This is a genomic window from Streptomyces sp. NPDC051909, assembly GCF_040681095.1.
Classification (GTDB): domain Bacteria; phylum Actinomycetota; class Actinomycetes; order Streptomycetales; family Streptomycetaceae; genus Streptomyces.
Genome location: NZ_JBFAYA010000027.1, coordinates 15,670 through 30,179, shown reverse-complemented (window position 1 = coordinate 30,179; position 14,510 = coordinate 15,670). Strand labels below are relative to the sequence as shown.

11 protein-coding genes and 1 pseudogene are annotated in these 14,510 nt (G+C 71.6%); 8 read left to right on the top strand and 4 right to left on the bottom strand.

From position 1 onward, the window contains the following. The first annotated feature begins 444 nt into the window (after window positions 1-444). The 4 genes from AB0M18_RS30780 to AB0M18_RS30765 all read left to right on the top strand — a co-directional run bounded on the left by AB0M18_RS30780 (window position 445) and on the right by AB0M18_RS30765 (window position 4,249). Entirely contained in the window at window positions 445-990 is a 546-nt protein-coding gene (locus tag AB0M18_RS30780; protein ID WP_365763786.1) for a hypothetical protein, read from the top strand. A gap of 438 nt (window positions 991-1,428) precedes the next feature. Continuing rightward, window positions 1,429-2,907, top strand: coding sequence for a Mucin-2 (locus AB0M18_RS30775; RefSeq protein ID WP_365763784.1), 1,479 nt, complete (start codon window positions 1,429-1,431; stop codon window positions 2,905-2,907). 42 nt (window positions 2,908-2,949) lie between these two features. Beyond that, entirely contained in the window at window positions 2,950-3,633 is a 684-nt protein-coding gene (locus tag AB0M18_RS30770) for an alpha/beta hydrolase (RefSeq protein WP_365763782.1), read from the top strand. 322 nt (window positions 3,634-3,955) lie between these two features. Beyond that, entirely contained in the window at window positions 3,956-4,249 is a 294-nt protein-coding gene (locus AB0M18_RS30765; protein WP_365763780.1) for a hypothetical protein, read from the top strand. Between the two features lie 49 nt (window positions 4,250-4,298). Here AB0M18_RS30765 and AB0M18_RS30760 read toward each other — a convergent pair whose 3' ends face one another. After that, the gene (locus tag AB0M18_RS30760; RefSeq protein WP_365763778.1) at window positions 4,299-5,192 is read right to left on the bottom strand and encodes an FAD-dependent monooxygenase; all 894 of its coding nucleotides are present in this window, start codon (window positions 5,190-5,192) and stop codon (window positions 4,299-4,301) included. Between the two features lie 262 nt (window positions 5,193-5,454). Here AB0M18_RS30760 and AB0M18_RS30755 point away from each other — a divergent pair, with 262 nt between their 5' ends. Continuing rightward, a complete protein-coding gene (locus AB0M18_RS30755) occupies window positions 5,455-5,886 on the top strand; it encodes a TetR/AcrR family transcriptional regulator C-terminal domain-containing protein (protein ID WP_365763869.1) in 432 nt (143 codons plus the stop codon). A gap of 86 nt (window positions 5,887-5,972) precedes the next feature. Here the strand turns inward: AB0M18_RS30755 and AB0M18_RS30750 are convergent. Continuing rightward, a pseudogene (locus AB0M18_RS30750) lies at window positions 5,973-6,936 on the bottom strand (RICIN domain-containing protein). A 102-nt stretch (window positions 6,937-7,038) separates the two neighbouring features. On the opposite strand from AB0M18_RS30750, the gene AB0M18_RS30745 reads away from it, so the two are divergent. Further along, complete coding sequence (locus tag AB0M18_RS30745) at window positions 7,039-7,986, top strand: hypothetical protein (protein ID WP_365763776.1); 948 nt, start codon at window positions 7,039-7,041, stop codon at window positions 7,984-7,986. Between the two features lie 271 nt (window positions 7,987-8,257). Then, window positions 8,258-10,048: a hypothetical protein gene (locus AB0M18_RS30740; RefSeq protein WP_365763774.1), complete on the top strand. Its 1,791-nt coding sequence runs from the start codon at window positions 8,258-8,260 to the stop codon at window positions 10,046-10,048. Between the two features lie 114 nt (window positions 10,049-10,162). Here the strand turns inward: AB0M18_RS30740 and AB0M18_RS30735 are convergent, their stop codons facing one another. Further along, window positions 10,163-12,505, bottom strand: a complete 2,343-nt coding sequence (locus AB0M18_RS30735; RefSeq protein ID WP_365763772.1) for an Orn/Lys/Arg decarboxylase N-terminal domain-containing protein — start codon at window positions 12,503-12,505, stop codon at window positions 10,163-10,165. A 348-nt stretch (window positions 12,506-12,853) separates the two neighbouring features. Here AB0M18_RS30735 and AB0M18_RS30730 point away from each other — a divergent pair, with 348 nt between their 5' ends. After that, window positions 12,854-13,216 (top strand): hypothetical protein, encoded by a 363-nt coding sequence (locus tag AB0M18_RS30730; RefSeq protein WP_365763770.1) that lies wholly within the window; start codon window positions 12,854-12,856, stop codon window positions 13,214-13,216. Window positions 13,217-13,362: 146 nt separating this feature from the next. Here the strand turns inward: AB0M18_RS30730 and AB0M18_RS30725 are convergent, their stop codons facing one another. Then, window positions 13,363-13,842: a hypothetical protein gene (locus AB0M18_RS30725; RefSeq protein ID WP_365763768.1), complete on the bottom strand. Its 480-nt coding sequence runs from the start codon at window positions 13,840-13,842 to the stop codon at window positions 13,363-13,365. Window positions 13,843-14,510 lie beyond the last annotated feature (668 nt).

Here is a 14,510-nt window from a genome sequence, read left to right as displayed (position 1 = left end):
CCGCGCACGTCCTCGTAGTGGTCCACGAAGGCCCGGATCTCCCGTTCCGTGCCCGAGGTGAGGATCACCCATGGCCCGTCCACCACCACTGGGTCGTCCCACCACACCTCGGCGTCGGGTTCGGGAGGCGGTGGCGGCGTCCAGACGGGATCGACCGCCGCGATGGCGGCGAACAGTTCCTCCATCACCGGGCCGTTGAGCAGCACCCCCTTATTGCCAGGCCGCCGGAACACCGTCCCCTCATCCCAGACGAACCACGTCCCGGGCACCTCCTCCGAGGGCAGTGACGTGCAGGGACAGCGAAGCCCTGGGCCGATCCAGGCGCTCGACAGCGTCGCGGTGGCGCACCGCTTTCCCTACGCACGGAGGGCACCCCTGGCGGCGTTCCTCCGCACGGTCGCGCCCGCGGTGCCGGGCCCCGTCCGGTTCACTAACGTCGGCGCCATGCACCTCACCCGCCTCACCCGCTGCATCCGCCGCATCGCGGCCCCCGCCGCCGCGCTGGCCGCGGCCGTCTGCCTCTGCGCCACGGCCACTGCCCGGGCCGACACCGTCGTCCTCGACACCATCGACGAGACCACGACCCACACCGGCGAGGCCCCGCTCGAAGGCTGTCTGCCGGCCGGCCTCGTCGGTCGGTACACCGTCGTCGAGCACACCGTCGCCCAGGTCGTGCGCACCGACGGCGCCATGGTCGTCAAGGGCGTGGACAGCTACGACTTCCACATGGACCTGCCCGACGGCCGCTACGTACAGAGCGGAACCGACTACGAGCGCTTCACGGTCGTCCTCGCCCGCCCGTACCACACCGTCCTCAGCACCGTCTCCGAGGACGAGCGCACCATCTACGCCGCCGACGGCACGCCTGTCGGCACCCTCACCATCACGGAGCGGAAGAAGGTCGTCTTCGAGGACGCCGACCTCGACGGCGAGGCCGACCCGGGCGAGATCACCGTCGAGCGCGTCCGCTTCGACCTCACCTGCGGGTGACCGCACGGTTCAGGCCGGACTCCCTCTCCCGTACGGCGCGGGCAGAACGAGCGGCCACACCGCGTCACAGGGAACCGCAGCCTCGCCACCGTCCACGGTGATGCGCGGGCACCTCCCGCTCTCGGGCCTCCCCCAGCAGGTTTCGGCCAGCTAACCGCTGAAGGCGTCCGGCACCTCGCCTGGGCCTGCCCGTACACCGACTTCCCACTCGTGGAGATCCGCCCCGACCGGCCGGTGAAGGCGCGGGTGGACACCGTGCGGGGCGCCCATGTGGTCGCCGTCCCCGGCACACGGGGCGACGCTGGGAGTGGCCCTGCCTCTCCGCCTGCGGCGACTCGGGCTCGGCGTCTGAGTGTTGTCCGGCCGATCATGACGGCCTGGCGGGCGCAGGGGATCATGGCCATGGCCCAGCCGATCACGACACAGAGGGAAGGGGTCATGGCCGCGTTCCACGCATCCGCGCTGGACGGCGTCGCCCGCAATCCGGCGCTGCCGACACCGTTGCTGCTGCGCTTGCTCGCCTTCGAGGGCGGCGGCGGTGACGGTCCACCCCGTCATGCCCTCCAGCGGGCCGGGCTTCCCGAGCCGGCCGTCGCGGTGATCCTGGCTCACCCGCTCCCGGGCGCTCGGATCGACTTCGCGATGAGCGCCAGGGCGGATCCCGAGCAGCGGGCCCGGCTCGCGGACGACGCCTCCCCCAAGGCGCGGGCTGCTCTCGCGTACGGGCCCGAGCGGCACGACCGGCGTGCGAAGGTCGCGCCGCTCGCGGCCGATGTGTGTAGCCGTCTGCTCGACGACCCGGCCCCTTCCGTACGGGCGGCCCTGCTGGACTCGCCCCATCTCGCGCCGGCGTTCGTGGCCTCCCTGGCCACCCACCGCACCCCGGCAGCGCGCCGGGTCGCGGCGCGCGCCTGGGCGACGCTGACGGCGGGCGAGCGGTCGGCGCTGCTCGCCGACCCCGACCCCGAGGTGCGACGGGCCGCCGCGCTCTGGGAGTGCCGACGGGACGCGGACGTCACCGCCCGACTCCTCCGCGATCCGCGACCCCCCACCGAGGCGCTGCGCCGCGGACTCCTCCACCGCACCGACGCCGAACGGTGCGTCGACGAGCGGACGCAGCCGGCCGCCCTCGCCGAGAATCCTTCGCTGCCCACCGACCTCGTGGAACGGCTCGCCGTCGACCCCGACCAGGCCGTACGGCTCGCGGTCTCCATCAGGCCGGAACTGGCCGAGACGCGACGCATGGCGATCGACTTCACGGTGGGGGCCTTCGACCGGAGGGATGTGGAGTGGGTACGGGACGGGCTGGCCGACCCGGTCGTGCTGCGCCGGGCCGCGGCCTCCGCCCACCCGCTGCTCCGACGCACCGCCGCCCGGAGCCCCCACCTGTCGCCCGACCTTCTGCGGCTGCTCGCACGCACCGAGGACCCCTTGGTGGAGGACCTCTTGGCCGTGCATCACCCTGACACCCCGCAGGAGGTGCTGATGCGTGTCCACGCACGGCTCGGCGGCACATTCTCCGCCTGGATGGCGGAGACACACCCCCGCTTCCCCCGCGAGGGGCTCGCCGCGCGCTACGCGGACCACCCGGACGGCCACTACCGCCGACTGGTCATCCGGGACCCGGCCGCCACACCCGCACTGATCGAACGGCTCAGCCATGACCCCCCGGTCTGGACACGCCAGGCCGCGGCCGCCGACCCGCGTCTTCCGCTCCCCCGGCTCCGCGAGGCGCTTCACGTCCCTGAACTGGCCTCCAGCGCGGGCGCCAACCCGGCGCTCCCCGAGTGCGAGATGGCCGCCGTCATGGACCGGGTCCACGTACGCCGCGGGAATCGCGATGGATCCGAGGAACGACACGCCGCCTGGCCGGCGGAGCAGATCGGCCGGTCCGTCATCGGCCCACCGCAGGAGTAACCCTGGCAGGGCGATCTGACGGATGAGGACGAGAGGCGTGTTGTGAGTACGTTCGTGTTGATCCACGGTGCTGGTGATGTCGGCTGGTACTGGCACCTGGTCGAGGCGGAGCTTCGGGCGCGCGGGCACGACGTGGTGGCTCCGGACCTTCCGGGCGGCGACAAGTCCCTGACGCTCGACGACTACGCCGACGCCGTGGTCGAGGCGGTCGGCGACCGTGAGGGGCTCGTGGTCGTGGGGCAGTCGTTCGGCGCGTTCACCGCGCCCCTGGTCGCCGCGCGCCGCCCAGCCGAAGCGCTGGTGCTCGTCGCCGGGATGGTCCCCGAGCCAGGTGAATCACCTGACCAGTGGTGGAACAACACGGGCTACACCCAGGCCGTGAGGCGCAAGGCCGCCCGGGACGGCGGCCTCACGGGCAGCGACGACCCTTATGTCGCGTTCTACCACGACGTGCCCCGCGAACTCGCCCGGGAGGCGATGAGCAGGGAACGGGAGCACCCGTCGCCGGCCGCGTCGGCCCAACCGTGGCCGCTCGACGCCTGGCCTGCGGTGCCGACCAGGTTCGTGCTGTGCACCGAGGATCGCTTCTTCCCTGCCGACTTCCTGCGCCGGCTCGCGCTGGAACGCCTTGGTGTCGTCCCGGACGAGATCGCCGCGGGCCATTGCGTCGCGCTCAGCCACCCCGTTGAACTGGCCGACATCCTGACCGGTGCAGCCACTCACTGACGTCACTCCCCCACCGCCCACCCGGCGATCCTGGAAGGGCAGCGGGCGGCCCGATCCTCGCAGCGGCCAGCGGCCGGGTAGTTCATCGCCACGTCAAGGTGGTCGGCTCCACCACACGAACCCGTGAACCCGCGATCTCTGGTCATGGTGCTGCACAGGCGCGCGGCGTCCAGGCACGTGCGGGCCACACGCGCGAGAGCAGTACGCGGACCCCGGTACGTGGATCACCGAGAGAATCACCCTGAGAGAACACTCGGTCACGGATAGCTAGGATCGCGGGCGTCGCCGCAGCCACGTGGCGGACCGAGACAGGAGCATCGCCATGGCCATCATCGTCACCTTCGACCTCCCCGGCGCCGGACAGGAGTTGTACGACGCGGTCATCGCGCGCGTGACCGACGGGCGGGGCTTCACCCAGTTCGCGGACCTGCCGAATCCGGGTCTCGTCTCTCACGCGGCGGGGCCGGTGGACGGCGGGTTCCGCGTGACCGAGGTCTGGGAGAGTCTCGAAGCCCTGGAGACCCATGCGAAGACCTTCGGTCCGGTCCTGGCCGACCTCGGCCACGCCGACGTGCAGCCCACGATCATTCCGGCGCACAACGTCGTCGTCCGGTAGGGAGAGTTCGGACAGCGCCCGAACCCCGCTCTTCCCCGCCTGCCGGGTCTCAGATTCCGTCCGGCTGGAAGAACGCGAGCATCTTCTGGGCGGCGTCCGGCGACATCAGCAATTCCCGTATGTCCGCGGACATACGGGCGGCGGCACTGGTGCGTTCGAACATCTCGCGTTCGTATTCCTCGACGGCGGCGGGCAGGTCGTTCGGGTGTCCGGCCGGCGCGAGGCCGAACAGGGCGCCGTCGAGCAGCGCCATGTTGGCGCCCTCGCCCACCGGCGGCATCAGGTGCGCGGCATCGCCGATCAGCGTGACGCCCGGCGTCGTCGGCCAGGTCAGGCCGACGGGAAGAGTGGTGATCGGCCGGGGCACGATCGTGTCGTCGCAGGCCGCGATCGGCGCGGTGAACCGCGCGTCCCGGCCGGCGAACAGGTCGATGAGCCGTGCCCGGGCGGCGGCCGGGTCGTTGAAGGGGCTCCCGCTGGTCGCGATCCAGTCCTCGGCGGAGCCGATGTGCGCCGGGCGGGCGTCGGTGCGCTGCGCGCGGACGCGGGAGTTGGCGCCGTCCGCGCCGACCAGCAGGTCATACGTCGCGCTGCCGCCATCGGCGAAGCGCAGCAGGCCGTTCTCGGCGGACGTGAACGCGCGGCCCCAGCGCACCGCGCGTTCGGGGATCGAGTCGAGGAGCAGATCGCGCAGGTCGGCACGGTCGGCCTCGGGGCGCGCCAGCGGGGCGTCGTCGGGCGTGTCCTCCTGGAGCAGCAGGGTGCCGTCCGGGGTGAGCAGACGCATGTCCTGGCCTTCGCTGCGGGCGATGGCGTGGAACTGGTCGGTCAGGCCGGCCTCGCGCAACGCCCGCTGGCCTGAGTGGATGTCGAGCATGCCGCCCTGGCCACGGGCGCCCCGTGACGGTTCACGTTCGTACACGACGGCCTCGATGCCGTTCACGTGCAGTACACGGGCGAGAGCCAGGCCGCCTGGCCGGAGCCGCCGAGTCGACCCGTCCCGGCCGGATTGAGCCGGGACGGATCGTGCGAGCCGCGATCCGGCTGGCCGACGCCGACGGCCTGGAGTCGGTGTCGCTGCGCAAGGTCGCCACCGCGCTGGACGTCCGCCCGATGCGGATGTACGGCTACATCGCCGGCAAGGAGGAGTTGCTCGACCTGATGGTCGACACCGCCCACGCCGAGATCCGGCCGGCCGGAGACGGCTGGCGGGAGGTGCTCCAGTCCCTCGCCGAAGCCACCCGGCACGCGTTCACCAGCACGAATGGCTCGCCGACCTCCTGGGCGGCCGGCCCCGACTCGGGCCGCACGCACTGGCCAGCGGGAAGACCGCGGTGGCCGCACTGGGCGACGTCGACCTGGACGCCGTCATGCCGGTGGTCGCCGCGGTCAACGCGTACGCGATCGGCGCGGTACGCCGGGAGATCGCGGAGCGGCGCGCCGAGCGGGCCACCGGGATGGACGAGAAGCGCTGGCAGACCTCGCTCGGGCCCTACCTGGAGCGGACCTTCGCCACCGGCCGATTCCCCGCGCCGGCCACGGTGGTGCACGATGCCGCCCACCTGGACGCCGACCGCACCTTCCGGATCGGCCTCGACTTCCTGCTCGACGGCATCGAGGCCCGCATCTCACGGTGACACACGGGCAGACGGCCCGGGTACCCGACTCCCGCACGGGGCAGGCTCCGACCGGCGATCGGGCCTGCCCCGTGCGGGAGTCGGGGTCAGCAGTAGAGGTTGGCGCCCGCTGTCACCCCGAGGGTGGCGGTGAACCGGAGGTAGGCGTCCACCCGGCTCTGGACCTGTGCCGGGTTGCGGCCGTCGCACTCCAGGGAGCCGTTGATGGAGCGGATCGTCTGGCCGAAGCCCGCACCGTTGACCATGGCGTTGTGCGGGGTCATCGTCGGCCTTGTAGTTGAAGTTCCAGGAGAGCTGGATGGGGCCGCGGCCGTAGTGGGCGGCCTGGCCGGCGGGGCAGACGTAGGGCTGGTTCCAGTCGCAGGTAGTGCGGGTGGTTGGCGGTGTTCTGCTCGACGGTGTGGACGAGGCCGCCGGTCTCGTGGTTCACGTTGGCGAGGAAGGCCGCGGCCTCCTGCTTCTTCACGGTGTCGCTGCCGGTGGCGGCGAAGGCCGGGTACTTCTTGGTGGCGGCGACCAGACCGGCGTACGTGTAGAAGGGGTTGCGGTTCGGGAACATCTGGTTGAACTGGGCCTCGGAGACCACGAATCCGGAGGGGGCGGGGGTGCTGCCGCCGCCGGCGGCGGGCGCGTTCCACTTCTGGTTCGCCCCGCCGGTGCAGCTCCAGATCTGCAGCCGGGTGCCGTCGGCGCTGTTGTTGTCCCTGACGTCCAGGCACTTGTTCGCGGCCGGGTTGACGATGTCGTGCGCGGCGGTGACCACCCACTGCTGATTCGCTCACCGCTGCAGTCCCACAGCTGGATCGAGGCTCCGTCGCCGGTTCCGCGGTCGACGACGTCGAGGCATTTGCCCAGGGCGCGGAGGGTTCCGTCGCCGGGGTTGGACCACCGCTGGGCGTTGGTCCCGTTACAGGAGTAGAGCTGGACGGCGGTGCCGTTGGCGCTGCTCGCGGCCGCGACGTCGACGCACTTGCCGGCGAGTCCGGTGATGGCCCCCTCGGCGGCCTCGGCGGGCGCCAGAGGCACGGCGGCGGTGCCGCCTGTCACCACCTGCGATCGGACGTCGGAGGCAACGCGGACGCCCGATCCGACGTCTGCCAAGCGGAGAACGAACCGGGCGGACCACGTCCGCCATGTGAAAGGAGCCTGCTGGTGCTCATAGGACTGCTGACCGCCGTCGCCGCCTCGATCTGTTACGGCACGGGATCCGTCCTGCAGGCCGTCGGCTCCCGCAAGTCCGCCCGGCGGGAGGCGGCCGCGGCGGGGCAGCTCACCCAGCACGGCGGGCCGAGCCTGTCGTCGACCGCGAAGGCCGCGATGACCTGGGAGTTCATCGTCGGCACGATCCTGGACTTCGTCGGCTTCGGCCTCGGCGCCCTCGCCGCCCGCCTGCTCCCGCTGTTCCTCTCCCAGACCGTGATCAGCGCCAACCTGGTCATCACGGCCGTCCTCAGCGTGCGGCTTCTCGGTATCCGCCTGACCCGCGCGGAGTGGACCTCGATCGGTGTGGTCTGCTCGGCCCTGGTGCTCCTTGCGAGCGCGGCGGGCCCGGAGGGCAGCGGGCGCACCCCGATCGCCACGCACTGGTGGCTGCTCGCGGTCTCCCTGCTGCTGATCGTCGGCGGCACGGTCCTCGTACGGGCACTCGGCGCCCGGGCGGCGATCCTCGCAGGCCTCCTGTCGGGTCTCGGCTTCGGCGCGCTCGGGGTCGGAGTGCGGATCCTGAACGGCCTCGACCCCTTCGACCTGGGCGCGCTCCTGGCGGATCCGGCGCTGTACGCGATTCTCGTGGCCGGCGTCGGCGGCATGTACCTGCACACGGTCGCGCTGCAGATCGGTTCGGTGAACGGCGCGACGGCGGCGCTCGTGGTCGGCGAGACCGTGCTGCCGGGGATGATCGGCGTGTGGTGGCTGGGCGACGCCTCCCGCCCGGGCTTCGCCTGGCTGGCCGTCCTCGGCTTCGTGCTGGCGGTCTCGGGCGCGGTGGCGGTGGCGTGGTTCGGCGCCCCGGAGAGCCACGGGGCGGACCTTGAGAGCGCACCGGAGCCCGGGAGCCCGTCGGAGCCCGGGCGCGTTCCGGAGCCCGCACACCTGCCGTGACCCCGGCGCCCGGCAGCCGGATCACGTACGCGGTGCGGTCCGGGCCGGCCGGGCCCGCGAAGATGGCGGGGACCGCGCTGCGGGAAGGACACGACGACCGGCGGCGGTGTCCTCCGGCAGGCGGGCAGCCCCGTTGCCGACGCGGCCCGCACGGCTCCGTTCAGGCGACATCCGGTCGAGGACCCGGCGTGTCGCGGGCGCCACCACGTCCGAAGAAACGATCGGGCTTTGGTAGGACGGGCGCGATCCCACGACCGAAAGGTGATCGCCCATGCCTCCCACCCACGGCAGCCCGCCAGAGCCGGGGACGCTCCCCCGGCCGAAACCCCGCCGTCGGCGCGGTCTCACGGCGCTGCTCAGCGGCGTCCTGATGGCCGTCGCCCTCCCCCTGGCCGCAGGAGCCACGATGGCCCGGGCCGCCGTCGGCATCGACGAGTACCCCGTATCCCCCACCAGCACGCCGGTCGGCATCACCACAGGCCCCGACGGCAACCTGTGGTTCACCGAGGCGGCCGGGAACAGGATCGGCCGGATGAGCCCGACGGGCACCCTCATCGCGGAGTACCCCCTGCCCGGCGAGTTCAGCACCCCGCACGACATCGCCACGGGCCCGGACGGCAACGTCTGGTTCACCATGCAGCACTTCGACTCCCGGGTCGGGAAGATCGACACGAACGGCACGGTCACCGAGTACCCCCTCCCCGACCAGCTCGTCGAGCCCACCGGCATCACCGCCGGCCCGGACGGGGCCATGTGGTTCACCGAGCAGAACGGCAACCGGATCGCCCGTATCACCAGCACCGGCGCCCTCACCGAATACCCTCTGCCCGCCGGCTCCGGCCAGCCGTCCTACATCACCACCGGACCGGACGGGAACCTCTGGTTCACCGAGAGCAACGCCGACGTCATCGGCCGTATGACGCCGTCCGGCGTCGTCACCGAGTTCCCGGTCCCCGGAGGCGGCGGGCCGACCGACATCACCACCGGCCCCGACGGAAACCTCTGGTTCACCGTGTTCGGCGGCAACAGGATCGGCCGGATCAGCACGTCCGGCGTGATCACCCAGTACGAGCTTCCGGTGGGCGAATTCTCGCCCCAGCCCCAGGACATCACCGCCGGGCCGGACGACAGCCTCTGGTTCACCGAACGCAACGGCGGGAAGATCGGGCGGATCAGCACGTCCGGCGTCATCGCCGAGTTCCCCCTGCCCTTCGCCACCCGGGACCCCTGGGGCATCGCCAAGGGCCCGGACGGCGACATCTGGTTCGCCGAGACGGCCGGCCTCATCGGGCGCCTCCACCTGACCGACGCCGATCTGGCCGTCACGAAGTCCGACACGGGCTCCGATCCCGTCGTCCAGGGGCAGAGCGTGACGTACACGCTCACCGCGACGAACAACGGCCCGCAGACGGCCGAGGGGGTGGTCCTGCGTGACACTCTCCCGGCCGGCATGGAGGTCGTCTCGGCCTCCCCCGGATGCACCGCGGCCGGCACCGCACCGGACGTCGTCACCTGTGGCATCGGCAGCCTCGCCGCCGGGGCGAGCGCCGCGCGGACCATCACCGCGACGGCCACGACCGAGGACACCGCCGTCGACACGGCGGGCGTGGCCGGCGCGGTCTCCGATCCGGCCCCGGCCAACGACACCGCGACGGAGAACACCACCGTCGACGCGGTCACGTGCTTCGGTGAGCAGCCCACCGTCACCGGCACCCCCGGCGACGATCAGATCAACGGCACACCCGCACGCGATGTGATCCTCGCCCACGGCGGCAACGACACCATCAACAGCGGCGGGGGCGACGACCTCGTGTGCGGCGGCCCCGGGGCGGACTCGATCACCGGCGGGCCCGGAGCCGACGTGATCGACGGCGGCACGGGCGACGACATCCTCCACGGGTCCCAGGGCATCGACATCGTCTTCGGCGGGCCCGGCGACGACTCCCTCTTCGGCAACGCGGGCAACGACAACCTGGACGGCGGCCCGGGCACGAACAGCAACAACGGCGGCCCCGGCACCGACTCCTGTGCCAACCCCGAAACAGGCATCGGCTGCCCGTGACCTGATCCGGCCCTGCCCCGGGCCCGGGCCTGTCCGGGCCGGCCGCGACAGGGTGCTCCCGAAACCGGAACGGGAATCCGGACCGGGAGCACCCCCGGCGGCGGCCCGTACCGCTCAGGGGCGGGTGTCCTCCGGCTCCGGGAGGACACACTCGATGAGGTAGTCGCCGGTGCCGGGGTCGAGGGTGACGCCGTGGGTCTCGCTGTGGAAGCCGGGGAACGCGCGGTCGAAGGCTTCGAGGGCGCCGAGGTAGCGCAGGAGGGGGCCGTCGGAGGTGCCGACGGCCTCACCGGGCATCAGGACGGGGATGCCCGGCGGGGTGACGGTGACCATCGCGGCGGAGATGCGTCCGGCCGCCTTGGCCAGGGTCAGACGTTCGGTCCCGCCGCGGGTCAGACGCTGGTAGCAGTGCTGCGGTGGCGCTACGGGCTCGGGAAGCTCACGGAAGGCCGTGTCAAGGGCGTCGATCAGCTCGGCCTCCGTGAGGTGTTCGTGCATGTCCTGGCACAACTGCCTGAGCGTGAGGCCGGTGTAGCGGTGCGGGTGTGCCTCCACGAGAGCGGGCAGCACCCTTTCGAGCGGAGCGGCACTGTCGTACAGGGCCTTGAAATCCATCAGGGCGTCCATGAGGGTGCCCCACTTGCCCTTGGTGATGCCCATGGAGAAGAGGACGAGCGTGCTGTAACTGTCGGTCTTCTCCACGACGATGCCACGAGCGGCCAGGTAGGCGGTCAGGACGCGGGCCGGGATGCCCCACTCCTCGGTGTGGCCCGTGGCGGTGACGCCGGGGCAGGTGAGGGTCGCCTTCACCGGGTCGAGCAGGCAATAGCCCTCGGTCAGCCCCTCGAAGCCGTGCCAGTCTGCGCCGGGCTCCAGCTGCCAGCAGCGCGGATCCGACGCGAGCAGGGAGGGCGGCGCGTCGACGAAGTCCACCCGCTCCCCGGTGGCGGGGTCGGTCACGGTGTCGGGCTGCCACACGCCGAAGAACCAGCCGGGCCGGTCGCCCGCGGCGGCGATACGACGGCCGGTACGCACCACCGTCTGCCGGAAACGGATGGCCTCGGTGATCGCCTCGTCGATGAGCGCCCGGCCCTGGGGGCCGTCCATCATGGCGGTGGCCACGTCCAGCGAGGCGATCGCGGGATACAGGGGCGAGGTGGTGCCGTGCATCATGAACGCCTCGTTGAACCGCTCGTGCTCGACCGGCGCGCGTGGCGAGGGTTTGACGTGCACCATCGCGGTCTGGGAGAGCGCGGCGAGCAGCTTGTGCGTGGACTGGGTGGCGAAGACGGTGGGCCGCATCGGGTCGTCGAAGGTGTCGGGGCCGACCGCCATCCCGTACCGGCCCGCGTAGAGCGGGTGGAAACGGGCGTAGGCGAACCATGCCTCGTCGAAGTGCAGTCGCGGTGTGCTGGGCGCCAGCGTCCGGGCGGCCTGGACCGTGTCGTAACACAGCCCGTCGTAGGTGGAGTTGGTGAGCACGGCGTACTGCGCCTGCGGGGAGAGGGCTTCCGCCGCAAGGGGGTGCTCGGCGATGAGTGCGGCCACCGCGTCCGCTGCGGTGCGTGCCGGGGGCAGGGGGCCGGCAAGTCCGTACCCGTTGCGGGTCGGGACCAGATAGACGGGGCGGGCGCCGGAGATCACCAGGCCGTGCAGGACGGACTTGTGGCAGTTGCGGTCCACGAGGGCGATCTCGTCGCGCATCACGCTGAAGTGGCCGACCATGCGGTCGGCCGTCGAGTCGCCGTGGAGGACGAAATACGTGCGGTCGGCACCGAAGACGCGGGCGGCGTTGCGCTCGGCCTCACCGATCGGACCGTTGTGTTCGAAGAGGGAGCCCAGTTCCCCGACCGAGATCGACAGATCCGTACGGAACAGCCGCTCGCCGTAGTAGTCGAAGAACGCCCGCCCCGCCGCCGACTTCAAGAACGCCACACCACCCGCGTGCGCCGGAGTGTGCCACGAGTACTGGTGCGTGTCGTCGAAACGGCGCAGAGCCTTGAAGAACGGCGGCAGCACCCCGTCCCGGTATGTGCGTGCCGCGGTGGCCACACGCCCCGCGATGAAGACGGGCGTGTCCTCCAAGGCCCAGACGTAGCCTGTCACCACCTCGGCCACCCAGAGCGGAAGCTGCTCGAACTCGCCTTCCGAGTCCTGCGGCATCAGCAGGAACACGGGCAGGTCCTTGAACCGCCGCCCGATCGCCCCGAGCACCTCCGCCCCGCCGCCCGCCCCGTCTCCGGGCGCGGCCTGCGGATCCAGATCCCAGGCCACCACCGCCCCGACAAGACCCGCCTCCGTCCGCAGCACAGCCTGAGCGTCCCGCGCATCGGCCGCCCACCGCACCTGTAAGCCCTGGCCCTCCAGCTCCTTGCCGATCCTCCGGAGCTGCTCACTGACCGCCCCGGAACGCGCGCCCAACTCCCGCGTCGCCAGAAGAACCGTTCCTGTACTCATGCCCTGCTTCCCATTCCCGATCACGGACACATGCCGCGCGGATAACCGGTCGAGGCATCCGACGACACCGGCGCCCCGCCAAGATTCACTCGATGGAGGAGGCCTCGGTCCCCGACCACTCCCCCGCACACGAGGTTGCAGGGACGGCCGCCGACCGATCGAGGGCGAGCAACCGCCGACTCATGGAGAGCAGGCGCCGAGTCCGGCAGCAAGGGGGTCAAGCGGGTGTTGGCGCCGGACCGGTTGGTTCATCGGTCTTGTGACGAGATGCCGTAGGGGACATCCGGGTGGTATCCGGCGCGTACCGCAACTGATCCCACTGCCGCCACAGTCGTCTTCTGCAGTGGCATGACGACCAAGGAGGCACTTGTGACTGGTTTTCAGGCTTTCACCACGAGCACCGCTGGGCTGATGGATCTCGACCCGTACCGCTTCCCGGCCGCGATCGACGGCGACCTGCCCGCGCGGGCCGCGACCGCCTGCGGCGTCATGGAGACCGACGACTGCTGCCCGCTGCCCGCACCGGACCCGGCAAGCCGGCTGTCCGCTCCCCTCGAGCCGGCCGACCGTCGCCGTCTGGAACTGCACGCGGCTCTCACCACCGCGGGCATCGCACCCCTGCCGGGCGACCTCGACGCGATCGAGGCCTTGTGCGGTCTGGACGACACCACCCATGCCGCGCTCCGGCGATGGATCAACCACATCATGTGACCCGCGCTGCACCGGATGCACCTGCACCGCGTGATCGACCATCACGGGGGGCCACGCTGCCGTGACGGCCGATCACCCGGGTGCCGATTCGACACCGATTCGCCACTCACCGGGTCGCGCAGATGCGGTACGCATCGTGGTAGGGCCTACGGCTCTTGTGAGGGTGGAGGCGGAGGCGGCCAGGGAGACGGTCCGGGGCGGAGCGTGGGCTTCGTACGGCCGCTCCTGGTGGCCACCATGGCCTGACGGATCTCGGCGGCGGTTCTGCGGGCGTGCTCGCTGGTGGCAGGGGCCTCGGCGATCCCGGGGACGAATCGGTGCTCGGGCTTCTGGCAGTAGGGGCAGGCCGAGCTGTCGCGGATGAGATGCCCGTCTTCGCATGCCGAGTTCCGGCACGGGCCGCGACCGACGAGGAACTCGGCGATCTCCTGGGGCGCCCAGCGGCGCCGGTCGTCCTCGTCACGCTCGTGGATGGCGTGGGACCAGCGGGTGTGCCAGCGGCGCTCGATGCGGTCGAGAAGCTGGGCCGGGGTCCGGTGGGCGAGCTCCGCGTAGAGGATGTCGTGGAGGGTGGGTGGTACGCGATGCCCGAGGGCCTGGAGCAGTGGCTGGGGGAAGCCCTGCATGATGAACCGGATCGGATCTCGTCCGGGCCCCCGCTTCCAGGTCCGGCACGGGCACACGCCGTCTTCCGGAAGGTTGTCGCCGCAGCGTGCGCAGAGGCCTCGGCACTCCGCGCACAGGCCGTTGGCCAGCCCGTCGAGGTGCGGCGCGGGAGCCCGTCCGCACACCTGGCAGCACGAGGCGCATAATCCGCAGAGCCGTTCGTCGCCCACCCGCTTGGCCCAGGGGCGTTGCTGGCACCGGCAGCACAGGTGGACCTTGCAGAAGTCGCCGTGAGCTCCTTCGTACCGGCCGAGGTTGTTCAGCATCGTTCTCTCCTCCTGTCGGATCCGCCGGGTCCGGGCCATGTCGACGAAGTGGAATCAGTGCCCTTGAGAGGCCGCGACGCGCCTGTCGCGTTGCCCCTGGGCAGACGCTAGGAGCACGCCTCCATCCCTGGTCGCCGTTCACCGATCATTCGTCACATTGAGTGATCAGGACCTGCTCGCGGCAGGCAGACAGCTGTGCCGACGCGGCGTCGGAGCATCGTCGGAGCATTTGTCTGCACGCTTTGACCATGGAAAGGGTGGGCACGCGTCGGGAGACTTGCCGCGACCGGCCGATCTTGTGGGGAGCAGTCTCGAGCGACTCCCGCCGGTGGCTCCCCCGGCAGCCGCTTCGGGGGGTCACC

What these genes read in the sequence shown, in the direction of transcription:
- AB0M18_RS30730 (WP_365763770.1), top strand. Translation starts at nt 12,854, where the DNA reads ATGACGACCAAGGAGGCACTTGTGACTGGTTTTCAGGCTTTCACCACG.
- AB0M18_RS30740 (WP_365763774.1), top strand. Translation starts at nt 8,258, where the DNA reads ATGCCTCCCACCCACGGCAGCCCGCCAGAGCCGGGGACGCTCCCCCGG.
- AB0M18_RS30735 (WP_365763772.1), bottom strand. Translation starts at nt 12,505, where the DNA reads ATGAGTACAGGAACGGTTCTTCTGGCGACGCGGGAGTTGGGCGCGCGT.
- AB0M18_RS30775 (WP_365763784.1), top strand. Translation starts at nt 1,429, where the DNA reads ATGGCCGCGTTCCACGCATCCGCGCTGGACGGCGTCGCCCGCAATCCG.
- AB0M18_RS30780 (WP_365763786.1), top strand. Translation starts at nt 445, where the DNA reads ATGCACCTCACCCGCCTCACCCGCTGCATCCGCCGCATCGCGGCCCCC.
- AB0M18_RS30725 (WP_365763768.1), bottom strand. Translation starts at nt 13,842, where the DNA reads ATGCAGGGCTTCCCCCAGCCACTGCTCCAGGCCCTCGGGCATCGCGTA.
- AB0M18_RS30765 (WP_365763780.1), top strand. Translation starts at nt 3,956, where the DNA reads ATGGCCATCATCGTCACCTTCGACCTCCCCGGCGCCGGACAGGAGTTG.